18 protein-coding genes are annotated in these 23,263 nt (G+C 76.6%); 9 read left to right on the plus strand and 9 right to left on the minus strand.

What is annotated here, in order from left to right:
* The first annotated feature begins 8 nt into the window (after positions 1–8).
* From J3473_RS08890 to J3473_RS08905, 4 genes are read left to right on the plus strand one after another with little or no spacing between them, the layout of a single operon-like run.
* Complete coding sequence (locus tag J3473_RS08890) at positions 9–3,158, plus strand: FtsX-like permease family protein (RefSeq protein ID WP_207022783.1); 3,150 nt, start codon at positions 9–11, stop codon at positions 3,156–3,158.
* Positions 3,155–6,004, plus strand: a complete 2,850-nt coding sequence (locus J3473_RS08895; protein ID WP_207022784.1) for a hypothetical protein — start codon at positions 3,155–3,157, stop codon at positions 6,002–6,004. Before J3473_RS08890 ends, J3473_RS08895 begins: the two co-directional genes overlap by 4 nt.
* Positions 6,001–6,930: an ABC transporter ATP-binding protein gene (locus J3473_RS08900; RefSeq protein ID WP_207022785.1), complete on the plus strand. Its 930-nt coding sequence runs from the start codon at positions 6,001–6,003 to the stop codon at positions 6,928–6,930. The genes J3473_RS08895 and J3473_RS08900 overlap by 4 nt, the downstream gene beginning before the upstream one ends.
* On the plus strand, positions 6,927–7,610 hold the full coding sequence (locus tag J3473_RS08905) for an ABC transporter ATP-binding protein (protein WP_030527449.1): 684 nt from the start codon (positions 6,927–6,929) through the stop codon (positions 7,608–7,610). The genes J3473_RS08900 and J3473_RS08905 overlap by 4 nt, the downstream gene beginning before the upstream one ends.
* 149 nt (positions 7,611–7,759) lie before the next feature.
* On the opposite strand, the gene J3473_RS08910 is transcribed toward J3473_RS08905, so the two are convergent.
* Both J3473_RS08910 and J3473_RS08915 read right to left on the minus strand, forming a co-directional pair.
* Positions 7,760–8,710 carry an acyl-CoA thioesterase II gene (locus tag J3473_RS08910; protein ID WP_030527448.1) on the minus strand — a complete coding sequence of 317 codons (951 nt, stop codon included), beginning with the start codon at positions 8,708–8,710 and terminating at the stop codon, positions 7,760–7,762.
* A 23-nt stretch (positions 8,711–8,733) separates the two neighbouring features.
* The gene (locus J3473_RS08915) at positions 8,734–10,179 is read right to left on the minus strand and encodes a PLP-dependent aminotransferase family protein (RefSeq protein ID WP_207022786.1); all 1,446 of its coding nucleotides are present in this window, start codon (positions 10,177–10,179) and stop codon (positions 8,734–8,736) included.
* A 62-nt stretch (positions 10,180–10,241) separates the two neighbouring features.
* Here J3473_RS08915 and J3473_RS08920 point away from each other — a divergent pair, with 62 nt between their 5' ends.
* Positions 10,242–10,934, plus strand: coding sequence for a YitT family protein (locus J3473_RS08920; RefSeq protein WP_242525782.1), 693 nt, complete (start codon positions 10,242–10,244; stop codon positions 10,932–10,934).
* Here J3473_RS08920 and J3473_RS08925 read toward each other — a convergent pair.
* Both J3473_RS08925 and J3473_RS08930 read right to left on the minus strand, forming a co-directional pair.
* Positions 10,891–11,364 (minus strand): hypothetical protein, encoded by a 474-nt coding sequence (locus J3473_RS08925; protein WP_207022787.1) that lies wholly within the window; start codon positions 11,362–11,364, stop codon positions 10,891–10,893. The two genes, J3473_RS08920 and J3473_RS08925, sit on opposite strands and share 44 nt — an antisense overlap.
* Before the next feature lie 28 nt (positions 11,365–11,392).
* The gene (locus tag J3473_RS08930) at positions 11,393–12,844 is read right to left on the minus strand and encodes an MFS transporter (RefSeq protein WP_242525783.1); all 1,452 of its coding nucleotides are present in this window, start codon (positions 12,842–12,844) and stop codon (positions 11,393–11,395) included.
* Between the two features lie 117 nt (positions 12,845–12,961).
* Between J3473_RS08930 and J3473_RS08935 the strand changes: the two genes are divergently transcribed.
* Both J3473_RS08935 and J3473_RS08940 read left to right on the plus strand, forming a co-directional pair.
* On the plus strand, positions 12,962–13,579 hold the full coding sequence (locus J3473_RS08935) for a DJ-1/PfpI family protein (protein ID WP_207022788.1): 618 nt from the start codon (positions 12,962–12,964) through the stop codon (positions 13,577–13,579).
* Entirely contained in the window at positions 13,576–14,043 is a 468-nt protein-coding gene (locus J3473_RS08940; RefSeq protein WP_207022789.1) for a MarR family winged helix-turn-helix transcriptional regulator, read from the plus strand. The genes J3473_RS08935 and J3473_RS08940 overlap by 4 nt, the downstream gene beginning before the upstream one ends.
* 45 nt (positions 14,044–14,088) lie before the next feature.
* On the opposite strand, the gene J3473_RS08945 is transcribed toward J3473_RS08940, so the two are convergent.
* Complete coding sequence (locus tag J3473_RS08945; protein WP_207022790.1) at positions 14,089–16,221, minus strand: ATP-dependent DNA helicase RecQ; 2,133 nt, start codon at positions 16,219–16,221, stop codon at positions 14,089–14,091.
* Between the two features lie 336 nt (positions 16,222–16,557).
* Positions 16,558–17,913: a serine hydrolase gene (locus tag J3473_RS08950; RefSeq protein ID WP_207022791.1), complete on the minus strand. Its 1,356-nt coding sequence runs from the start codon at positions 17,911–17,913 to the stop codon at positions 16,558–16,560.
* Positions 17,914–17,964: 51 nt separating this feature from the next.
* On the opposite strand from J3473_RS08950, the gene J3473_RS08955 reads away from it, so the two are divergent.
* Both J3473_RS08955 and J3473_RS08960 read left to right on the plus strand, forming a co-directional pair.
* Positions 17,965–18,411 carry a thioesterase family protein gene (locus J3473_RS08955; protein WP_207022792.1) on the plus strand — a complete coding sequence of 149 codons (447 nt, stop codon included), beginning with the start codon at positions 17,965–17,967 and terminating at the stop codon, positions 18,409–18,411.
* Positions 18,408–19,025: a hypothetical protein gene (locus J3473_RS08960; protein WP_207022793.1), complete on the plus strand. Its 618-nt coding sequence runs from the start codon at positions 18,408–18,410 to the stop codon at positions 19,023–19,025. Before J3473_RS08955 ends, J3473_RS08960 begins: the two co-directional genes overlap by 4 nt.
* Here J3473_RS08960 and J3473_RS08965 read toward each other — a convergent pair.
* The 3 genes from J3473_RS08965 to J3473_RS08975 are packed head-to-tail and all read right to left on the minus strand — an operon-like array spanning position 19,007 to position 23,033.
* Positions 19,007–20,395, minus strand: a complete 1,389-nt coding sequence (locus J3473_RS08965) for an MFS transporter (RefSeq protein WP_207022794.1) — start codon at positions 20,393–20,395, stop codon at positions 19,007–19,009. The two genes, J3473_RS08960 and J3473_RS08965, sit on opposite strands and share 19 nt — an antisense overlap.
* A 5-nt stretch (positions 20,396–20,400) precedes the next feature.
* Positions 20,401–21,225 carry a glycerophosphodiester phosphodiesterase family protein gene (locus J3473_RS08970; RefSeq protein WP_207022795.1) on the minus strand — a complete coding sequence of 275 codons (825 nt, stop codon included), beginning with the start codon at positions 21,223–21,225 and terminating at the stop codon, positions 20,401–20,403.
* 2 nt (positions 21,226–21,227) lie between these two features.
* Entirely contained in the window at positions 21,228–23,033 is a 1,806-nt protein-coding gene (locus tag J3473_RS08975; protein ID WP_207022796.1) for an alpha-amylase family glycosyl hydrolase, read from the minus strand.
* Positions 23,034–23,263 lie beyond the last annotated feature (230 nt).

The following is a 23,263-nucleotide window of genomic DNA, read 5'->3' on the forward strand; positions in this document are numbered from 1 at the left end:
CGCTCGGCGTGGGTGGTGCACGGCTGCTCCGCCGCCGGCTGGGCGCCCACCCGGTGGCCGTCGCCGCCATCACGGTCTCCGTGCTCGCCTCCCTCGTCGTCGTCACGGCCCTGCAGCTGCTCTCGGCCAGGATCACCGACGCGGGCGTGCGCTCGGCGCTCGACGTCCCGCCCGTCGACCGGTCGGTCGTCGTCACCGGGTCGCTCCGCCCGGGGGAGCTCGGCGCGACGGACGCCGCTGTCCGTGCGGCGCTCGCGCCGCTGGCCGGCGCGACCGTCACCCGGGTCGGCACCGCGACCTCGCGGGGCATCGCCGGGCGCGGCTCGGGCGACCGGGCCGCCCTCGCCGACGTCGAGGGGCTCCGGCAGGCCGCCGAGCTGACCGCGGGACGCTGGCCGCAGCGGCCCGCCACGTCGTCGGCCGCCCCCCGGCGGGTCGAGGTCGTGCTGCCCGACGCGGCCGCCACGGCCCTGGCCGTCGCGCCCGGGGGGAGCCTGGACCTGACCGACCTCGTCGACCCGCAGGCCCCGCGCGTGACGGCCGAGGTGGTCGGCACCTTCCGGCCGCGCGACGCCGAGGACGGGCTGTGGAGCGACCTGCCGCTGGCGCTCGACGGCGTCGTGGCGTCCGACTTCACGTCCTACGGGCCCTTCGTCGTCGCCCCGGGCACCTTCGACGGCTCCCTCGTCGGCACCTCGACCGTCACGTGGCGGGCGGTGCCCGACCTCGGCGACGTGCGGGCCGGAGGGCTCGCCGGGGCCGGCGCCCGGGCCGACGACGTCCTGACCCGGCTGCGCGCCCTCACCGGGCTGCCGACCGTCGCGGGGGTGCAGGCGAGCGCCGGGCCGGCCACGGTTGCGCTGCGCAGCCCGCGGGTGGCGAGCGACCTGCCCGCGCTCGTCGACGGCGCCACGGTCGTCGGCGACCGCGTGCGCGTCTCGCTGCTCACCCCGGCCGTGCTCCTCGTGCTCCTCGGCAGCGTCGCCCTCGTCGGCGCCGCCGCCCTGCTCGCCACGCTGCGCGACGGCGAGACCCGGCTGCTGCGGGTCCGGGGGGCCTCGACCCGGCGGCTCGCCGGGCTGGCGCTGGGTGATGCCGTCGTCGTCGCCGTGGTCGGCGTCCTCGGGGCAGTGCTCGTCGCCCCCGTGGTCACGCGCGCGGTCTCGGGCAGCGGGGCGTGGTGGTCGGCGACGGTGCTGCGCGACGCCACCCTCTGGCGGGCCCTCGTGCCGCTGGCCCTCCTCGCGGTGGCCGTGACGGTGGCCACGACGCTCTGGGTCGGCCGCTCCCGCGAGGACGCGCGCAGCCGTCGGTCCGGCCTGCGGCTCGCCGCGGGGTCGGGCCTCGATGTCGTCCTCGTCGTGCTCGGCGCGCTGGCGGCCGTCCAGCTGCGCCGCTACGACGCGGTGGGCCAGCGCAGCGTCGACCCCGTGACGACCATCGCTCCGGCCCTCGTCGTCGCCGGGCTCTCCGTCCTGGCCCTGCGGCTGCTCCCGCTCCTCGCCCGGGTCGTCGCGCGGTGGGGCGCCCGGCGCCCGGGGCTCGACGCCGCCTGGGGCGGATGGCAGTTCGCCCGTCGCGCGGCCACCCAGGGTGGCACTCTCCTCCTCGTCCTGCTGGCCGTCGCGATGGGCACGATCGCTCTCGGGCACTCGGCGACCGTCGGCCGCGCCGTGGCGGACCAGTCGGCGTTCGACACGGGCGCACCGCTGCGGGTCGTCCAGCAGGTCGCGGGCCCCTCCGCGGGCGCGACCGGCGCGCTCGTCGACCGCGCCGCGGGGGACCCGGGGCGCGTCACCCCGGTCTGGCGCACGTCCCTCGACCTCGGCAGCGTCGAGGGCGTCACCGTGCTCGGGATGGACGCCCGCTCCGCGGCCCGGGTCCTCCGGCCCCGGCCGGACACGCTCGACGCGCCGTGGGCGGAGGTCACCGCTCGCCTCCTCGCCGGGCGTGACCTCGGGGACGGCCTCGCCCTCCCCGGCTCGCCGCGCGAGGTCTCGGTCACGGCGAAGATCGTCGCCACCGGCAGCTCGAGCGCCGTCGGCCCCGAGGGGTTCGCGGCGTCCCTCGCCGTGCGGGACGCGCGCGGCATCGTCACGTCCGTCCCCCTCGGCGCCGTGGGCCCGGAGCAGCGCACCCTCACCGCGGACCTGTCCCGTCTCGGTCTCGTCGCTCCCGTGAGCGTCGTGGGCCTGTCGGTCCCGCTGCCCGACTTCGTCTACTTCTTCGTGCCGGAGCCGACCTTCGAGCTCGTGCTCACGTCGCTGGCGGCGGACGGCACCGACGTGCCGCTGGGTCGGGTGCTGGCGCCGCACTCCGACCGTGCCGGGCTCTGGCTCGCCGCCGCGCCCGGCCGGACGAGCGCCGTCCCCGCCGTCGTGACGCGCGAGGTGGCGGACGCGCTGCGGACCGGCCTCGGCGGGCGGGTGACGCTGCCCCTCGGCCTGCGCGAGCTGCCGGTCGAGGTGGTCGCCGTCGTCGACTCGCTCCCGACCGCGCAGCGGCCGGGGCGGGGCGTCCTCCTCGACCTGCCGACCGTCGAGGCGACCGCCGAGCGCGTCGGCGGTGGCTCGGACGTCCGCAGCCGGCTCGTGCTCGAGCCCCAGGAGTGGTGGGCCGCCCCGGCGGACCCAGTGCAGGTGGCCTCCGCCGTGCGCGCCGGGCTGCCCTACGGGACGAGCCTCGAGGTGGAGGACGAGCTGGCCGCGCAGCGCCTGCGCGATCCTGTCAACGCGGGGATGCGCTCGGCGATGCTCCTCGTCACCCTCGCCTCGGTCCTGCTGGCCGGGGTCGGCTTCGCGGCGAGCACCGCGGCGCTCGGGCGGGCCCGGCGGCACGAGAACGCCGTCCTCCTCGCACTCGGCTCACCGCCGGAGCGCATCCGGGCCGTGCTCGTCCTCGAGCGCGTCCTCGTCGTGGCCGTCACCGTCGTCGTGGGCCTCGTGCTGGGTGTCGTCGCGGCCGTCACCGTCGTGCCGCTGCTCGTCGGTGGCGACGGGCACCCGCAGGTGCCGCCGGTGCGCGTCGAGCTGCCGGCCGGCCTGCTCGCGGGGTACGTGCTCCTGCTCGTCCTCGCCCTCTCGGCGGTGGGCGCCGCCGTGCTGCGCAGCACCAGCCGCGACCTCGCGGGTGAGCTGCGGCGGGGGGAGTCGCCGTGAGCGGCCGCACGGCACCGGGCCGGCACGTCACCGCCCGGGGCGGCCGCGCCGAGGGTGTGGCGGCCCTCGGCGCCCGCGCGCTCGCGCTCCGGGCGCTGGCGACCTCGCGGGCCCCCGCCGTCGTCCTCGCGCTGCTGGCCGCACTCACGGCCGCCTACCTCGTCGCCACCCCCCGGGCCGTCTCGGTGGCCACGGACGACGCCGTGGGTGACACCGTCGCGGCCGCCCGGGCCCAGGCGCGGGAGGTCGGGGTGCGGGCCGCCGCCGCTCCCTCCTCCGACGTCCCGTCCCCCTCGGAGACACCCGGTGACGGTCCGGCGGCGCCCTTCACCGCGGTGGACGAGGCCGTCCGCAGCGTCCTCGGACCCACGGTCGGGCGCCTCCTCGCCGACCCCACGTGGGCGGCGCAGAGCGGCTCGACCACGCTGACCCGCACCGACGGGGCCACGCTGCGCCCCGACGGCTCGCGGGCCGTCGTCCGGGTGCAGAGCGGGCTCGACGCCCACGTCCGGTGGACCTCGGGTGCCGCCCCCGGCGCCCCGAGCGGTACGCGCTCCCTCGCGCCCGTCCTGCGCGGCCACGTGACGGCCGAGGTCCCGGTCGCGCTCGCCGACGCGACCGCCCGCTTCTGGGGTGTCCGCACCGGCGACCGGCTCGTCGTGCAGCCCGGAGACCGGTTGCTGCCCCTCGCCGTCGTCGTCACCGGCACCTTCGACCCCGTCGACCCGACCGACGGCTTCTGGCAGGCCGAGCCGCGGATGACCGGCCTCGCGCGGATCGAGACCCTGCAGGGCGGCGTCGTCACCGAGGGCGCCGTCGTCGCGGACGCCTCCTCCTACGGGGCGGTGTCCGACGGGATGGCCCGGCCCGTCCCCGGCGTGGTCCTCGCCGGCGACTCGACCGTGCTCGCGGCGTCGTGGCGCTACCCCCTCGACGCCGCCCGGCTGCGCGCCGCCGACGTCGCCCCGCTGCGTGACGCCCTCGTCCGCCTCGACACCGACTCCCGCCTCGACCGCCCGGGCCTCTCGCCCCTCGAGGTCTCCACCGGGCTCGCCTCCGTGCTCGACGACTACGAGGCCTCGGTCCGGGCGACCGACGTGATGACGACCTTCGCCACGGCGGGCCTCACCGCGCTGGCCGTGCTCGTCCTCGCGCTCACCGCGGTCGTCGCCGTGGCACGGCGCGGACCCGAGGTCGCCCTCGTGCGGGCGCGTGGGGGGACCGTGGGCCAGGTGGTCGGACAGGTCGTCGCGGGCAGCGCCCTGCCCGCGCTCGTCGCCGCCGGGCTCGGGGCCGTCCTCGCGGTGCTCCTCGTCCCCGGGCGGCTCGGCGCCGGCTCGTGGCTCGAGGTGGTCGCCGTCTCGCTCGTCCCCGTGCTCGCCGGGTCGGTGGCGGTCCTCCTGCGGGTCGGCGCCGTCGAGCGCGACGACTCGTCCGAGGAGTCGGTCCGCCGGCGACGGCTCGTGCGCGCGGCCCGGCGGGTGGTCGCCGAGCTCGCGGTCCTGGCCCTCGCGCTGGCCGCCGTCGCGACGGTCCGCCGTCGGGGCGCGGAGATCGCGGCGGGGACGACCGACTGGTGGGCCGCGCTCGCCCCCGACCTCGCCGCCGCGGTCGCCGCGCTCCTCGTCCTCCGCCTGCTGCCCGCCCCGCTGCGCGCGCTTGCCCGGTTCGCCTCACGCAGAAGGGGACTCGTGACGTTCGTCGGGCTCGCGCGGGCGGCGCGCACCGGGGCCAGTGCCACGCTGCCCGTCCTCGCGGTCGTCGTCGGCGCGGCGATGCTCGCCCTGCTGGCGTCGCTCACCCTCGCGGTGCAGGACCAGCGCGAGGTCTCCGCCCAGCGGCAGGTGGGGGCGGACGTGCGGGTCGACGCGGTCCGGGTCGGCGACGACGACGTGCGGGCGCTCGCCGCGCGTCCGGGGGTCCGGGGTGTCGTGGCGGCCTACGTCGCGGACGCCACCGTCTCGTCCGGGAGCCGGGCCACGCCGGTCGTCCTCGTGGCCACCGACCCGGGCGCCTACGCCGACCTCGTCGCCGGCACGCCGCTGGCCGTGCAGGGCCCGCCCGCAGCGTCCGGTCAGGGGCTCGTCGCCGTGGTGGGCCCCGGGGTCGACGCCGGCGACGGTGCCGAGGTGGTGGTGCGCGGCGAGCGGATCCCGTTGGGTCGCACCGTGGTCGACCCTGGCCTGGTCCGCCTCGAGGCCGGTCGTCAGGTCCCGGCGGTGCTCGTGCCGCTCGACCGGCTGACCGCCCTGGCGCCGGCGGCGACCCCGCAGACCGCCTTCGTCGCGGCCGACGCGCCCGCCGCACGAGCCTTGACCGGCCTGCGCGACCCCGGGGCGGCGACCCCGAGCGGCCGGGTCGGTTCCGTCGACTCGGTCCTCGCCGCGCAGGACCGCGTCGCCGACCGCGCGCTCTCCCGGCTCGTGGCGCTCACCTACTCCGTGGGTGCCGTCCTCGCGGGGGTCCTCACGTTGCTCGCCCTCGCGCTCCTCCTCGTCGCCACGCGTCCCGACCGCGCGGCCCTCGTCGTCCGGCTGCGGACGATGGGCCTGCCGCACGGGCTCGAGCGGCGCCTGGCCTGGACCGAGGTCCTCCCGGTCGTCGCCGTCGCGGCCCTGGCGGGGGCGGCCGCCGGCGCCCTCGCGCCCGCCCTCGTGGGTCCGGCGGTCGACCTCGCGCCGTTCACGGGCTCCGCGCCGTTCCCGCCGGTCGACCCCAGCCTCCCGGCCGCCGCGGGCGCCGCGCTGCTCGTCCTCGTCCTGGGGGCGCTCGCCCTCGTCCTCGACGCCGCGGCGGCCCGCCGCGGCCACCTCGCCGACCACCTGCGCACGGGAGACACGGCATGACCACGACCACCACGCCCCGCCGCCGCCGCGACTCCGGCCGCCCGGACGGCCCGGACATCCTCTGCGAGAACCTCGTCCGCATCTACCGGGCCGAGGGCATCGAGGTCGTCGCCCTGCAGGGCCTCGACCTGCGGGTGACCCGGGGCGAGCTCGTCGCCCTCGTCGGCGCGTCGGGGTCGGGCAAGTCGACCCTGCTCGGCATCCTCTCGGGGCTGGACCGGCCGAGTGCCGGCGTGGCCCGGGTCGCGGGGCACGACCTCGGTGCGATGCAGCGGCGCGAGCGGCTGGAGTACCGGCGGCGGACGGTCGGCTTCCTCTTCCAGCAGGCCGCCGCCAACCTGCTGCCCTACCTGAGCGCCGCCGAGAACGTCGAGCTGCCGATGATGCTCGCCGGCGTCCGGTCGGGGGAGCGCGCCCGCCGGGCCCGCGAGACCCTCGGCGTCCTCGGCATCCCCGAGTGCGCCGACCGGCGGCCCGGTGAGCTGTCGGGCGGCCAGCAGCAGCGGGTCGCGCTCGGGGTGGCCGTCGCCAACCGGCCGAGCGTCCTGCTCGCCGACGAGCCCACCGGCGAGCTCGACACCCGCAGCAGCGACGAGGTCTTCGAGGCCATCCGCCGCGCCAACACCGAGCTCGGGACGACCACCCTCGTCGTCACCCACGACGCGCACGTCAGCGAGCAGGTGTCTCGCACCGTCGGCATCCGCGACGGCCGCACGGCCACGGAGGTGCTGCGGCGCGACGCCGTCGGCGCGGACGGCGAGACCGGCCGGGTCGTCGAGGAGTTCGCGGTGCTCGACCGCGCGGGGCGCCTGCAGCTGCCCGCCGCCTTCACCGGCGCCCTCGGGATGCGTGACCGCGTGCGGCTCGGGCTCGAGCCGGACCACATCGCGGTGCGACCGACCAGCGACGACGAGGAGCAGGCATGACCGGGGAGCCGCTGCGGGTGCGCGAGGTGCACCGCACGTTCGGGTCGGGGGAGACGGCCGTCCACGCGCTGCGCGGGGTCTCGCTCGACGTCGCGCCCGGTGAGCTCGTGGCGCTGCGGGGCCGATCGGGCTCGGGCAAGACGAGCCTGCTCAACGTCATCGGCGGGCTCGACCGGCCGGACGCCGGCACGGTGCACCTCGGCGACCTCGAGGTGACGACGATGACCGACGCCGACCTCCTCGCGCTGCGCCGCGGGCCCGTGTCGTACGTGTTCCAGTCCTTCGGCCTCGTGCCGGTGCTCACCGCCCGCGAGAACGTCGGCGTCCCCCTGCGGCTGCGCGCGGTCGACCCCGCCGAGCGCGAGCGCCGCGTCACCGAGGCGCTCGAGCACGTCGGCCTCGGCGGGCACACCGAGCACCGCCCGGACGAGCTGTCCGGCGGCCAGCAGCAGCGCGTCGGCCTCGCGCGGGCGCTCGTGGCGGAGCCCGGGCTGCTCCTCGCCGACGAGCCGACCGGTCAGCTCGACTCCGAGACCGGTCGCGACATCATGCGGCTCATCGCGCGCCTCGCGAAGGAGCGGACGATGACGACGCTGGTGACGACGCACGACCCCGCCCTGCTCGCCGTGGCCGACCGCGTGGTCGAGATCGCCGACGGCCACCTCGTCGACGCCGGCTGAGCGGGTGGAGGTGAAACCCGACCACGACAGGGTCGGACATCACCTCGACGCGCCGGCACCTCCCGACTGATTGCGACTTCCGCCGCTCGACACGCCGTCCGACGGTGTGTCGAGCGGCGGAAGTCGCAAGAAGTGCGGGGAAGGAGGGGTCACTCGGGGACGCGGACCATGCCCTCTTGGGCGACGGTCGCGACGAGCGTGCCGTCCGCGGAGAACATCCGGCCGATGCCGAGGCCGCGGCCGCCCTGCGCCGACGGCGACTCCTGCGAGTAGAGCACCCACTCGTCGGCGCGTGCCGGACGGTGGAACCACATCGCGTGGTCGAGGCTGGCCATCTTCAGGCCCCGGGTCGTCCACGGCAGGCCGTGCCGGCGCAGGACCGGCTCGAGCAGGCTGTAGTCGGACGCGTAGGCGAGGACGGCGTCGTGGACGAGCGGGTCGTCGGGCAGGCGGCCGACCGCGCGCATCCACACGTGCTGCTCGGCGACCTGCTCGGCCGGCGGCCCGGCGAACAGGTTGCCCTCGACGTGGCGCAGCTCGATGGCGCGACGCGAGATGTGCTGTGCGCGAGGGTCGTCCAGCCCGGCGAAGAGCTCGGCGAGGGACGGGACCGATTCGGGGTCGGGCACCTGCGGGGCGGTGTCCTGGTGGTCCAGGCCGCCGTCGGGGGCCTGCCACGAGGTGCTCATCGAGAGGATGGGGTGCCCGTGCTGGACGGCGTGCACGCGCCGCGTCGAGAACGAGCGGCCGTCGCGCATCCGCTCGACGCTGAAGGTGATCGGCTGCGTGTCGTCGCCGGGGCGCATGAAGTAGGCGTGGAGCGAGTGCAGCCGCCGCGGCACGTCACCGACGCCGGCGACGGTGCGCCCGGACGCGACGACGCCCTGCGCGAGGACCTGGCCGCCGAACACGCGGCCGTGCGGCTGCTTCTGGCTCGAGCCGCGGAAGAGGGTGACGTCCTCGGCGAAGGTGTCGGGCAGCTCGACGCCGGGCGCCGCCGCGAGGCTGCGCGGCTGCACGCTCACCTGCGCCGAGCCGAGCTCCTCGAGGTCGAGGGTCTGGAGGAGGTCGACGAGCGGGTCCGGGTGCGGGTCGGTCACGGGGAAACGATAGCCAGCGCGCGTCAGGCGACGAGCGGGCGGCCGGGGCGCGCCCGCCCGGTGCGACCGCACCGCACCCGCTCCGCGGCGCGCCCGAGGCGGACGGCCGCCTCGGCCATCGTCTCCGGCGGCAGCACGTGCGGCAGGCGCAGCCAGCGGTCGAGGCCTCCGTCGAGCGCGAAGCGCGGGCCGGCGGCGACGAGCAGGCCCTCGTCCTCGGCGGCGGCCGCCAGGCTGCTCGAGGGCAGGTCGGCCGGCAGCTCGCACCAGAGCGAGAGGCCGCCGCGCGGCACCCGGAAGGACGCCTCGGGCAGGTGCGCGCGCAACCCCGCGGCCAGGGCGTCGCGCGCGGCGACGATCGCGTCGCGGCGCTCGGTGGTGACACCGGGGGAGCGGCGCATCAGCTCGACGAGGACGAGCTGCTCGAGGACCGGGGCGCCGAGGTCGCTCGTGACCCGGGCCTCGACGAGCGACCGCAGCGCGCCGCGGGGGGCGCGGACCCATCCCGTGCGCAGGCCGCCCCAGTGTGACTTCGAGGAGCTGCCGATGCTCACCGCGGTCGGCGCGTGGGCCGCGAAGGGCAGTGGCATCGCCCCGCCCTCGAGGTCGATCTCGACGATCGTCTCGTCGACGACCGGCACCGTGCCGGCCGCGGCGAGGGCGCGACCCAGCCGGCCGCGGTCCTCGTCGTCGAGCAGGGCGCCGGTCGGGTTGTGGAAGTCCGGGATGAGGACGGCGGCCCGCGCCCCGGCCGTCGCGACCGCGCGCACCGCCTCGTCGACGTCCCAGCCGGTCGGGTCGACCGGCAGCCCGCGCAGCCGCGCGCCGGCGCCGCGCAGGGCGTCGAGGGTGTTCGGGTAGCTCGGGTCCTCGACGACGACGCGCTCGCCCGGCTGCAGGAGCGCGCGGACGACGACGGCGAGCCCGGCGACGGCCCCGGAGGTGACGAGCACGTCGTCGGGGCTCGTCGGCAGGCCGCGGGCGGTGTAGCGGTCGGCGACCGCCTCGCGCAGCTCGGGGACGCCGTAGGTGAGGTAGCCGGCGCCGCACAGGTAGGAGGGCAGGCGCTCGAGCGCCCGCTCGTAGGCCTCGAGCACCCCGGCGGGCGCGCGGGTGGCGGCGCAGGTGAGGTCGAGGACGTCGTCGGCGACGTCGGCCGGGAACAGGCCCCCGGTGCCACGTCGGCGGGCGCCGTCGGGGAGGGTCGCGACCGAGCCGGAGCCCTGCCGCGAGGTGAGGTAGCCGAGCTCGCGCAGCACGTCGTAGGCGCGCGTCACCGTCGTGCGGCTCACCCCGAGGTGGGTCGTGAGGTCGCGCTCGCTCGGCAGCCGGGTCCCGACGGCGATCCGGCCGTCGGCGACGGCGAGGCGCAGTGCGTCGGCGAGGCCGCGGTACGCGGGGCGGGTGGCCCCGAGATCGCCGACGAGCCGGGCGGTGCGCGCGGCGCTGACGCTGGGGACGGTGCTCACGTGGCCACTGTCGCACGATTGGCCCTCGATTCACAGGCCAATCCCGCGGCAGGATGGGCGGCATGTCACCGCTCCAGCTGGCCCGCCGCGGGATGACCCGCCGGGTCCCCCTCGTCCCGATGACCCCGCTCGAGCAGCTGCGGGCCGGGCGGCTGCCGCACCGGCTCGCGCAGCTGTTCGTCGGGCTCGGGCTGTTCGGCGTGACGATGGGGCTGATGCTGCGCGCCGGACTCGGGGTCGAGCCGTGGGGCGTCCTCACGACGGGGCTCATCCGCTACGTGCCGATCACCTACGGCGAGATGGTCATCGCCACCTCGTTCGTCGTGCTCCTGCTCTGGCTGCCGCTGCGCCAGTGGCCGGGTGTCGGGACGGTGGCCAACGCGGTCGTCATCGGCCTCGCGACGGACGCCACGCTCGCCGTCGTCCCGCCGGTCGAGGGCCTCGGCTGGCGCGTCCTCGTCATGCTGCTCGGCGTCGTCGGCAACGGCGTGGCCGGCGCGATGTACATCGGCAGCCAGCTCGGGCCGGGGCCGCGCGACGGGCTGATGACCGGCCTGACCCGCCGCACCGGCCGCTCGGTGCGCCTCGTGCGGACCTCGCTCGAGGTGACCGTCGTCGTCCTCGGCTGGCTGCTCGGCGGGGTGGTGGGCCTCGGGACGCTCGTCTACGCGCTGCTCATCGGGCCGGTCGTCCAGCTCTTCCTGCCGTTGCTCACGGTGCGGGTCGACCCGCCGCCCACGCGCGGTACGCGCTGACGAGGGAGCGGGTGAAGGCGCCCGCGTCGTGCGGGCGCAGGGTGAGCGAGCCGCCGGCGGCGAGCGGGACCTCGACCACCCCCCGTCGGCCGGGCGGCGCGTCCGGCAGGGTGGCCGTTCCGTCGGCGAGCTCCGCGAAGCCGAAGGTCACCTCGTCGACGACGAGCCGGTCCGCGCCGACCGCCAGGCCGGACGGCTGTGGCCAGTCGCCCCACGCGCCGTCGCCGAGGACGAGCCAGGCCGGGACGGCGGCGAGGGCGAGGACGGCGACGAGCCAGTCGAGCGGGCCGTCCGGGGTGAGGTCGAGCCCGCCGTCGCGGCTGCGCAGCAGCGCTCCGGCGGCGAGGACGGACAGGGCGAGGACGAACACGAGCACCGTCAGCGACCGGCGCGCGTGCTCCTCGACGTAGGTGTAGGCGGGGTGGGCCATGGCCCCATCCTCACCCGGGGACGACAGGTCAGCCGACCCGGGCGTCGGGCTCGCGCCGCCAGGACCAGACGGCCGCCGCCCAGGCCGTGAGCAGCAGGACGACAGAGGCGCCGAGCGCCCAGCGCAGCGCGGTACCGGGGTCCTCGGTGCGGCCCACCGCGACCTGGTAGGTCGTCATGAGCGCGGCCGCGCCGATGGCCGCACCGATCCGCTGGCCGGTCTGGAGGGCCCCGCCCGCGGCACCACCCATCGACGGCGGGACCTCGGCGAGCGAGAGCGTGATGTTCGGCGAGACGACGGCGCCTCCGCCGAGGCCGGCGACGAGCAGGGGGAGGGCGAGCAGCCACCACGGCAGGTCGCGGTCGGCCGCCGGGACGACGGCCGCGAGGGCGACGAGGCCGACCATCATCACGGCGAGCGCGACGACCGTCAGCGGGCGGCCGACGCGGCTGACCGCCCGGCCGGCCAACGGGCTCGCGACGGCCGACCCGACGGCGAAGGGCGTGAGGAGGAGCCCGGCGTGCAACGGCGTGAACCCGAGCCCGTCCTGGAGGAACACGCTGAGCACGAGGAAGATCCCGGTGAACCCGGTGAAGTAGAGGCTGCCGATGACGATGCCGCTGGCGTAGCCGGGCGTCTCGCGCAGCAGGCCGAGGTCGAGCAGCGGCGCACCCCCGTCGCGCACGACGCGCCGCTCGTGGCGGACGAAGGCGGCGCCGGCCAGCGGCACGAGGGCGAGGAGCAGGAGCGGCCAGCGGCTGCCGGACTCGAGGCTGACGATCGGGTAGAGGAGCGCGAGGACCGTCACCCCGAGGAGTGCGGCGCCGGGGAGGTCGAGGTGGGTGTCACCGGTCGTGTCGTCGGTGCGGCCGGGGACGAGCCGGGCGATGCCCACGAGGAGCACGAGGCCGATCGGCACGTTGACGAGGAAGATCCAGCGCCAGCCGCTCTCCTCGCCGAACGCGGCGATGAGCAGCCCGCCCAGCACCGGCCCGACGGCCGACGACACCGAGACGGTGAACCCGAACAGCCCGAAGGCGGTCCCGCGCTCGCGCCCCTGGAACAGCGACTGGATGAGCCCCGAGCTCTGCGGCGTGAGGATGCCGGCGGCGAACCCCTGGACGAGGCGCGCCGCGACGAGGACGCCGATGTTCGGCGCGAACCCCGCGGCCGCGCTCGCGACGACGAAGCCGCCGAGGCCGAGCAGCATGATCGCCCGGCGGCCGTGCGCGTCACCGAGGCGCCCGCCGATGACGAGCATCAGCCCGAGGGCGAGGGCGTAGCCGGACACGACCCACTGGACGCCGCCCGCCGAGGTGTCGAGCCCGGTCCGGATGGAGGGGATGGCGACGTTCACGATCGTCACGTCGAGCAGCACCATGAACCCGACGACGAGGGTGACGCCGAGGATGCGCCAGCGCCGGGGGTCGGGCGCGTCGTCGCGGGTGGTCTCGGCGCGTTCCTCGGTCTCCTGGCTCACCGCTCCACGCTAGGGGCCGTCGGGGCCGGTGACGCCGTCGGGTGCGCGGCGAGCGGATGGAGCGCGAAGGTCACTGGAGGTATTGACAACAGGCTGTCAAAAATGCAGGATGCTGTCATGACTTCCACCACCGTGCACCTCGCCGTCCTCGACACCATGGCGGACTGGGAGGTCGGCCACCTCGCCGCGCACCTGCGCCACCTCGGCGGGCAGAGCCCCGTCGGCGGCCTCACCCTCGCGACCGTCGCCGCCCGGCCGGGCCCGGTGCGCACGATGGGCGGCCTCACGGTGCTGCCCGACCTCGTGCTCGCCGACCTCGACCCCGCCGACTCCGCGATGCTCGTCCTGCCCGGGGGCCGGACCTGGACGGATCCCCAGGTCGCCGGCCCGTTCGTCGACGCGGCCCGCGCGCACCTCGCGGCCGGGGTGCCCGTCGCGGCCGTCTGCGGCGCCACGTGGGCGCTCGCCGCGGCGGGGCTGCTCGACGACGTGCGCCACACGAGCAACGACCCCGGCTTCCTCGCCTCCAGCGGGTACGCGGGCGGCGAGCGCTACGTGCACGAGCCCGCGGTCGTCGACGGCGACGTCGTCACGGCGACGGGCATCGACCCGGTGCACTTCGCGATGGCGGTCTTCCGGCGGCTCGGGGCCCACCCCGCGGAGCGGATCGACTCCTACGGGCGGCTGTACGCCGACCACGACCCGGCGGGGTACTTCGAGCTGGAGAGCGCGTGAGCGGCCGGCGCGCGGAGCCGACCCCCGAGCAGACCCTGCTGGCCGACAGCGCGCTCGCGGTCTTCCGGCTCAACGGCCAGTTCCTCGCCCTCGCCGAGGAGCTGGCCCGACCGGCCGGCCTCACCGCGGCGTGGTGGCAGGTGCTCGGCGCCGTGCTGCCGACACCCCTGCCGGTCAGCGGGATCGCGCGCGAGATGGGCCTGACCCGGCAGAGTGTCCAGCGCATCGCCGACCTGCTCGTCGAGCGTGGCTTCGCCGCCTACCGCGACAACCCGGCGCACCGCCGGGCCAAGCTCGTCGAGGTGACCCCGGCGGGCCTGGCGGCCGTCCGCGACATCGCGCCCCAGCAGCGCGCCGCGGCCCGGCGGCTCGTCGACGAGCTGGGGGAGCGGCGCGCACGGGAGGTGCGGGATGCGCTCCAGGAGCTCGTGGCCGCGATGGAACGCCTCGGCGACGGGGTGTGACCGACGCGGGGTCCGGGCATCGGGGGGACCCGTGCGGGTGGCGCCTCAGCCGTCGACGGCGAGGACGAGCGGCAGCACCGCCGGAGCCCCGGCCTGCCGCAGCGCCCGCCCGGCGACGGTGAGGCTCCAGCGCGAGGAGACGACGTCGTCGACGAGGAGCACCGGCCCCGGGCAGTCGGCCAGCTGCGCCGCGAGGTCCGGGCCGACGACGACGCGGTCCCAGACGCCGGCCAGGCGGTAGGCGCTGTTGCCGCCCATCTCGCCGGTCGGCCCGCCGTGGGCGAGGTCGAGGGTGCCGAGGTCGCGCAGGCGCCCCATCTGCGCCAGCCCGGCCGCGAGCGACCGGACGAGCTGCGGGTGCGAGCGCGAGGGCATCGCGACCACGGCCACCGGGCGCTGCGCCCAGCCCCACTCGGCGAGGACCGGGACGCAGGCCCGCAGGAGCTCGGGGGAGGCGGGGGCGTCCTCGCGGAGCACCTCGCGCAGCCGCTGCCCCCATCCGAGGTCGGACAGGCGGGCGAGCGCGCGGCCGGGCTCGAGCTGCTCGTCGGCGGCGATCCGGCCCTTGACCGGCACGCCGAGGCGGTCCATCCCCGAGGGCCACTGGGCGCGCGGGTCGATGACGGTGCCGACCTTCTGGAGGCGCTCGCGGGCGGCACCGACGACGGTGTCGGGGACGTCGGTCGGGTACCAGGGCCCGGCGCAGCCGTCGCAGCGGCCGCAGGGGACGGCGCTGTCGTCGTCGAGGCACTCCTGGAGGAAGGCCATCCGGCACGCGTCGGTGCGCTCGTAGTCGACCATCAGCTGCTGCTCGTCCTGCCGGGCCACGGCGACCCGGTCGTAGCGCTCCGCGTCGTAGGTCCACGGGACGCCCGTCGAGACCCAGCCGCCGGAGACGCGCTGCACGGCGCCGTCCACGTCGAGGACCTTGAGCAGCAGCTCGAGGCGGGTGCGGCGGACGTCGACGATCGTCTCGAGGGCGGCGGTCGAGAGGGGGCGCCCGGCCTCGGCGAGCGCGGTGAGCACGGCGGCGGCCTGCTCCTCGCGCGGCATCGAGACGCTCGCGAAGTAGCGCCAGATGTCGCGGTCCTCGGGGCCGGGGAGGAGGAGGACGTCGGCGCGGTCGGTGGCGCGCCCGGCGCGACCGACCTGCTGGTAGTAGGCGACCGGGCTGCTCGGCGCGCCGAGGTGCACGACGAAGCCGAGGTCGGGCTTGTCGAAGCCCATCCCCAGCGCGGAGGTGGCGACGAGGGCCTTGACCTCGTTGTGCCGCAACGCCTCCTCGAGGCGCTCGCGGTCGGCCGGGTCGGTGCGGCCGGTGTACGGCGCGACGGCGTGACCGGCCTCGCGCAGGGACGCCGCGACGTCCTCGGCCGCCGAGACGGTCAGCGCGTAGACGATGCCCGAGCCGGGCAGCTCGCCGAGGTGTGCCAGCAGCCAGCCGAGCCGCTGCTCGGGGGACATCGAGCGGAGCACGCCGAGCCGCAGTGAGTCGCGGGCCAGGCCGCCGCGCACCGTGAGCACCGGCCGGCCGCCGGTGGACAGCTGCTCCTCGACGTCGTGGACGACACGGGCGTTGGCCGTCGCGGTCGTCGCGAGCACCGGGACGTCGGCGGGCAGGCCGTCGAGGAGGTCGCGGATGCGCCGGTAGTCGGGGCGGAAGTCGTGCCCCCAGTCGCTGACGCAGTGCGCCTCGTCGACGACGAGCAGGCCGCAGCGCCGGGCGAGGTCGGGCAGCTGCTCGTCGCGGAAGCGCGGGTTGTTGAGGCGCTCGGGGCTGACGAGGAGGACGTCGACGGCGTCCTCGGCGAGGGCGGCGCGCACCTCGTCCCAGTCCTGCGCGTTGGCCGAGTTCATCGTCACGGCGCGGATGCCGGCGCGGCCGGCGGCGGCGATCTGGTCGCGCATCAGCGCGAGGAGCGGGCTGATGATGACCGTCGGTCCGGCACCCTCGGCCCGGCGCAGTGCCGTGGCGACGAAGTAGACGGCCGACTTGCCCCATCCGGTGCGCTGGACGACGAGGACGCGCGAGCGGTGCTCGACGAGTGCCGAGACGGCCTCGAGCTGGCCGTCGCGGAAGTCGACGTCGTCGCGGCCGACGAGCCGCCGCAGCGCCGTGCGGGCGCGGTCGGCGACCTCGGGGGACGGGGGAGCGAGGACCTGGGCCGGTGTCGTCATGGTCCGTCCACCGTACGCACCCCGGCCGACACCGGGTCGCCCGCCGTCCACAGGCCGGCGTGCGAACGACGGCGCACCGGGACGACCCGGCCTCGCTGGGGAAGGGTGCGCTTCGCGGGGGTACCGAACTCGGGTGGAGCGCGGCCGTATCGGGTCACCCGATACGCGTGGGGCGAGTGGGGATCGGCGTGGCGGCGGCGCTCGTGCGGGCGGGCTTGACCCGGGAAGGGTGCGCTTCGCGGGGGTACCGAACTCGGGTGGAGCGCGGCCGTATCGGGTCACCCGATACGCGTGGGGGGTGAGGGGTTGGGGGGCGGGGTGCGGGTGGGGCGGCGGTCAGTGCCAGCCGAGGTCGTCGACGCCGCCGGGCACGTCGCTGTCGGGCGCGTAGGGGGTGCGTGAGAAGCGGAACGACGCGAGGTCGAGGTGCGAGACGGTGCCGTCCGCGCGGCGCACGACCCGCAGCGGCTCACCGGTGTGGTACCCGTCGAGCCCGACCCAGGCGTCGGCCCCGACCGGCGCGAAGCGTGACCCGCGGCCCTGCCCGGGCTCGCCGAGGACGAGGTGCTCGCCGACGACCTTCGCCGTCGTCGTCGACGCGCCCCAGTGCCACGTCCCGACGAGCTCGAGCAGCGCCGGGTCCCCGTCGGCCGACCAGGGCTCGACGGACGGCGGCTCCTCGGTGCGCAGCACCTCGAGCAGGTCGTCGCCGAGGCCCTTGAGCGCCGGGGACGCGGTGGTGTTGGTCAGCGTGACGACGCCGTCGCCGCCGTCGAGCCGCACCCGCAGCCCCGCGAGGAAGCCCGGCATCGAGCCACCGTGGCCGGCGTACCGGACGCCGTCGACGTTCCAGACCTGCCAGCCGAGCCCGTGCGCGCCGGTCCACGGCTGCCCCGGCTCGTCGACGACGTGGTGCGGCTCGCACATCTCGGCGAGGGTGTCGGCGGAGAGCAGACCCGCGGTGTCGCCGCCGAGGAACGTGGCCCAGCGGGCGAGGTCCTCGACCGTCGTCCACAGCTGGCCGGCGGGAGCCATCGCCCCGCCGTCGTGCTCGGGCTCGCGCAGGAGGACGTCGGCGAAGGGGTGGACGGCCAGCCCCTGCGCGGCGCGGCCGTCCGGCCGGGTCGTCGTCCGGGTCATCCCGAGCGGCTCGAGGAGCTCGGCGCGCACGACCTCGGCCCAGCCGGTGCCGTGGGCCACCTCGAGCAGGCGGCCGAGCGCGCCGTAGCCGACGTTGGAGTAGTGGAAGCGGCGGCCGGCCCGGAAGCGCTGCCCGGCACCGGCACCCACGAGGTGGTCCCAGTCGCCCCCGGGCGTCCGCTCCCACCAGGGGCCGTCGGTCTCCGCCTGGGTGCCGGCCGCGTGCGTCAGCAGCTGCTCGACGGTGACCCCGCCGAGGGCCGAGCCGGGCACGTGCTGCTCGAAGTGGTCGGTGAGGTCCAGGCGCCCCGCGTCGCGCAGCCGCAGCACGCAGACGGCGACGAAGGTCTTGGTGATCGAGCCCATCCGGTACTGCGTGTCGGCGTCGGCCGGCTCGCCGTCCGCCCGGCCGTCGAGCGTGCCGACGGCACCGCTCCAGGCGAGCCCTCCGTCGCGGACCAGCCCGGCCACGACCGAGGGCAGCCGTCCCTCGCGCTGGGCGGTCGCGAGGCGGTGGTCGAGCAGGGCGGCGGTGCGGGGGAGGACGGTCACCCGGCCACCCTAGGACCGCGCTCCCGGGCGGTGGCTGCGAGGATGGCCCGCATGGCCGACCGCTACGTCGTCGAGGTCCCGCTGCGCTGGTCCGACATGGACGCCTACGGGCACGTCAACAACGTCCAGTACCTCCGCCTGCTCGAGGACGCCCGCGTCATCGGCTTCCGCGAGTGGTTCCCGGACCGGCCGACGCTGCTCGACGAGGGGATCGTCGTCTCCCGGCACGCCATCGAGTACCGCGCCCCGCTGACCTACCGGCCCGAGCCCGTCGAGGTCGACATGTGGGTGACCCGCGTCCACGGCGCCGGGTTCGACCTCGGGTACGTCGTGCGCGACCCCGCGTCGGTCGGCGAGGCCGTCTACGCCGTCGCCGAGACTGGTCTCGTCCTCTACGACTTCGCGACCGCCCGCCCGCGCCGGCTCCAAGCCGCGGCCCGCGAGGCGCTCGCCGGGCACGTCGGCGAGCCCGTGGCCTTCCGGTGGGGTGGCCGATGAGCGACGTGCTCCACCTCGTCGACGTCGCCGCGCTCGGCGACCTCGGGCGCTTCGCCGGCCGGGCGCGCTCGCTCGACGAGCAGGGCGCCATGCGGCTGCAGGCCTCCGGCGACGTCCTCGCCGCGTGGGTCGGCGTGCTGCCGGGCAGCGGCATCCTCTCCGAGGGCGCCGTGCTCGGGCTGCGGACCTTCGCCCTCGCCGAGCCCGCCACGTGCGACGCCGTCGTCCCGCTCGGGGCGGTGACCGACCGGACCTCGAGGCCCGGCCGCGACGCGACCTTCCCGCTGCCCCCGACGCGAGCGCTCGCCGCCTGGTCGGCCGTCACCCCGCCGCGCTCCGGCTGGGAGCCCGCCGGCGAGCTGCCGGCCGACACCCTCGCCGAGGCCGCCCGCAGCGGTCTCGTCGAGGTCGGGGCGGCCGTCCGCGAGCGCGGGGCGGCCGCCGGCTTCGTGCGCGACCGCGTGTGGGGGCGTGACGTCGAGGGTGTGCGCGCGGGCGGTGCCTTCGCCGCGTTCTCGCTGGGCTTCCTCGCGCCCGGGTCGAGCGTGCGCGTGCTGCGCGCGAACCGGTGGACCCGGCTCAGCTGCGCCGGCGGTCACGTCCTGATGCGCTGACCCGTCGGGTAGACCACCGCGGCGACGACCGCCAGCCCGAGGAAGATCGCCCCGAAGAGCGCGTTGTCCTCGCCGGGGTCGTGCGCCGCGGCGAACGCGGCGGTCGCGCCCGCGATGCCGAGCACGCTGCCGAGGACGTCGGACAGCTGGATGGACGACGAGGTCTCGCCGTGCGCCTCGACCGGGCTCAGCTCGAGCGCGAGGATGGTCGTCGTCGTGACGCCGGTGCCCATCGCGAAGCCGGCGAGCAGCAGCGCGAAGACACTGAGCCACGCCGGCAGGTTGACCCACGCGACGAGCGAGAGCCAGCCGAGCCCGACGGCGAGCACGAGCCCTCCCACCTCGATGAGCCGGTGGCGCGGCAGGTGCAGCGCGTCGTGGCCCTGGTAGAGCGCGCCGAGCGCCCAGCCGACGGCGCCCACCGCGAGGGCGAGCCCGGCCACCTGGAGGCTGGCGCCGCGCTGGCCGGCGAGGAAGAGCGGGACGTAGGTGATGCCGCCGTAGAACGCGGCGCAGAGCAGCGCCCGCGCGAGGACGACGCTCGGGACGCCGTGGCGCATGACGAAGGTGCCGGTCGGCAGCAGGCGCGGCGCGACGACGACGACGCCGACGAGCCCGACGACGGCGACCACCGTCTTCCACGACCACGTGAAGACGAGCTCGTGCGTGCCGACCTGGAGCGCGCCGGCGGCCACGGCGACGGCGAGGCCGGCCCAGGCGGTGCGGACGTGCGTGCCGTGGTCGCGGTTGGACACCGCCTCCTGGAGCCGGCTGACGTCGACGCGGCGCTGGGCGCGCCACAGCGAGATCCCCGTGACGATGACGGGGGCGACGACGATCCAGAACACCCAGCGCCACGAGATGTTCTCGGTCAGCCAGGCCGACAGCGGCGGCCCGGCGAGCGAGGGGACGACCCACGCGGCGGAGATGTACGTGAACAGGCGCGGACGGATCGCCTCGGGATAGATCCGGCCGGCGATGACGTAGAGCATGACGACGAGCAGGCCGCCGCCGAGGCCGGTCAGCGCGCGGCCGACGAGGAAGACGTCGAGGCGGGTCGCGCAGCCGCAGGTCGCGGCGCCGACGGCGAGCAGCGCCTGACCGACGAACGTGCCGGGCAGCGGACCGGACCGGTCGGTCCAGACGCCGGCGAGGACGATGCCGAGGAGCTGCGCGGTGAGCATCACCGAGAAGGCGAAGCCGTAGGAGCGCACGGCGTTCAGCTCGCGGGCGACGTCGGGCATCGCGGTCGAGACGGCCATCGACTCGAACGCGACGATCGTCACGAGGGCGAGGACGGCGAGGGTGACCTCGAGGTAGGACCGACTGAGCGGCCCACCCGTGGTCGTGTCGCTCCCCGTCGTGCGCATCGTCGTCACAGTAGCCCCCCGGCCTGCGGCAGGAGGGGGGAACCCCGCTGCGCCAGCACATCGGCGAGCACGTCGATCCGATCGGCCACGAGGCCGTCGACCCCGAGGTCGAGCAGGCGGTGGAACTCGGCGGCGTCCTCGCGACGGCCGTCGTGGAACCAGACGTGCACCTGCTTGCCGAGGTCGTGCGCCCGCCGGACGAGCCCGGGCGTCACGAGGACGAGGCTCCGGCCGGCGACGTGGTGCACGGCCGGGATCTGCAGAACGGGCGCCGGCGTGTGCAGCATCCGGGCGAGCAGGGCCGGGGAGAAGCGCAGCGCGGCGGTGCCGACCTGGCCGGCGGCGGTGGCGACGCGGGGGCCGAGGGCGCGGCGCAGCGCCCGGATGCGGCGCGGCGAGAACGACCCGAGGCAGACCCGGTCGAGGGCGTCGTGCTCGCGCAGGACGGCGACCGTCGGCTCGAGCGCCGCGTCGGCCTTGACGTCGATGTTGAAGCGGGTGGTCGGGAACGCCTCGAGGAGGTCGCCCAGCAGCGGGACGGGCTCCGTGCCGCCGACCCGGGCCTCGCGGACCTCGTCCCAGGTCAGGTCCGCGACGGCGCCGCGGGCGTCCGTCACGCGGTCGAGGACGGTGTCGTGGAACGCGACGACCTGCCCGTCGCGGGTGGCGTGCACGTCGGTCTCGAGGTAGCGGTACCCGAGGGCGACGGCGCGGGCGAACGCGGCCCGGGTGTTCTCGAGCCCGACGTTGGCGGGCAGGAGCGAGCCCCCGCGGTGGGCCAGCGCCAGGGGCGTCGGGTCCGAGAGGTAGGCGTGGTCGGCGGCCCGCACGGTCAGCGGGCGGTGGGGCGCAGCCAGACGGTCGTGTCGGCCGGGAGCGTCCCCGGGTGCTCGAGCGGACCGGAGGCGACGAGGACCTCGCCGTCCGGCAGGGCGACCGGCGCCTCGCCGGTGTTCGTCACGACCAACACGGCGTCGGCGCCCTCGCCGGAGCGGTAGGCCACGACGTCGCCGTCGGTCAGGTCGTCCCAGGTGAGGGCGTTGCCGCCGAGGCCGAGCTCGCGGCGCAGGCGCAGGAGGGTCCGGTAGAGCTCGAGGGTCGAGCCCTCGACGCCCTCCTGCCGGTCCACCGCCAGCGCGGCGTAGGCCTCGGGCTGGGGGAGCCACGGATGGTCACCCGGGCCGAAGCCGAGGCTCGGGCCGTCGGCGGTCCACGGCATCGGGACGCGGCAGCCGTCGCGGCCGACGACCTCGCCCTTGGTGTGGTGGAAGGTCGGGTCCTGACGGACGTCGTGGGGCATCGTCGTGTGCTCGGGCAGGCCGAGCTCCTCGCCCTGGTAGAGGTAGGCGCCGCCGGGCAGGCCGAGCATCAGCGCTGTCGCGGCGCGGGCGCGACGCAGGCCCAGCTCGGCGTCGGGCTGGGGGTCGTCGGCGGCGATGCCGTTGGGCCGCGGGCCGTCCTGGGGCAGGCCGAGGCGCGAGGCGTGGCGGACGACGTCGTGGTTGGAGAGGACCCACGTCGTGGGGGCGCCGACGGCGTCGTTGGAGCGCAGGGAGGACTCGATGACGGCCGCGAGCTCGCCTGCGTGCCACGGCGTCTCGAGGAAGTCGAAGTTGAACGCCTGGTGCATCTCGTCGGGGCGGACGTAGAGGGCGAGGCGCTCCTCGGGCTTGACCCACGCCTCGGCGCAGAGGATGCGGTCGGGCTCGCCGTAGGAGTCGAGGACCGTGCGCCAGGAGCGGTAGATCTCGTGGACGCCGTCCTGGTCCCACATCGGGGCGCGGCCGGTGCCGGTGTGGTCGAGCACGGGGCCGTCGGCGTCGGGGACGGCGTCGGCATCGGCGCCGTCCTGCGGGCCGTCCTCGGTGAGGACCTCGTCGTAGAGGCCGACCGCGCCGTGCCAGTCGGGAAGGCCCTCCTCCTTGACCAGGCCGTGGGCGACGTCGACGCGGAAGCCGTCGACGCCCCGGTCGCACCAGAAGCGCAGGATCGACTCGAGCTCCTCGCGGACCTCGGGGTTCTGCCAGTTCAGGTCGGGCTGCGTCACGTCGAAGATGTGCAGGTACCACTGGCCGGGGGTGCCGTCGGCCTCGGTGACGCGGGTCCAGCCCTTGCCGCCGAACACGCTGGGCCAGTTGTTCGGCGGCTCGTCGCCGTTCGGGCCGCGGCCGTCGCGGAAGACGTAGCGGTCGCGCTCGGGGCTGCCGGGGCCGGCGGCGAGGGCGGCGCGGAACCAGGCGTGCTCGCTGCTCGTGTGGTTGGGGACGAGGTCGACGAGGACCTTGAGCCCGAGGTCGTGGGCGGTGGCGAGGAGGCGGTCGGCGTCCTCGAGGGAGCCGAAGAGCGGGTCGATGTCGCGGTAGTCGGCGACGTCGTAGCCCGCGTCGTTCATCGGCGAGACGTAGAAGGGGCTGAGCCACACGGCGTCGACGCCGAGGTCGCGCAGGTGGGGCAGGCGCGCGGTGATGCCGGGGAGGTCGCCGATGCCGTCGCCGTCGGCGTCGGCCCAGCTGCGCGGGTAGACCTGGTAGATGACGGCGTCGTGCCACCACGGGGCGCCGGGGGCGTCGGCCGGGTGGACCGTCGTGCCGGGGGCGGTCAGGGGGCTGCGGGAGGTCTGCGCGCTCACCGTGCCCATGCTCGCAAACAGCGGCGGCCGGCGCGAAACGAGGTCGGCGTGTCTCGCAGGACGGGCCGGGTAAAACCCAGGTCCGCCCCACCCCGGTCGCCGAACCGTCCCGCCCGGCCGGGCGGTAGGTGCTCTCCCAGCCTCCTTGCCGATGCGAGGTTTACCTTGCGCTCCGCAAGGAATCAGTTGCTGCTGGAAGGTTTCCCTTCCCCGGCGCAGTGACTTGGTTGCGGGGTGGA

Source organism: Phycicoccus sp. DTK01 (genome assembly GCF_017312765.1).
Taxonomy (GTDB): domain Bacteria; phylum Actinomycetota; class Actinomycetes; order Actinomycetales; family Dermatophilaceae; genus Phycicoccus; species Phycicoccus jejuensis.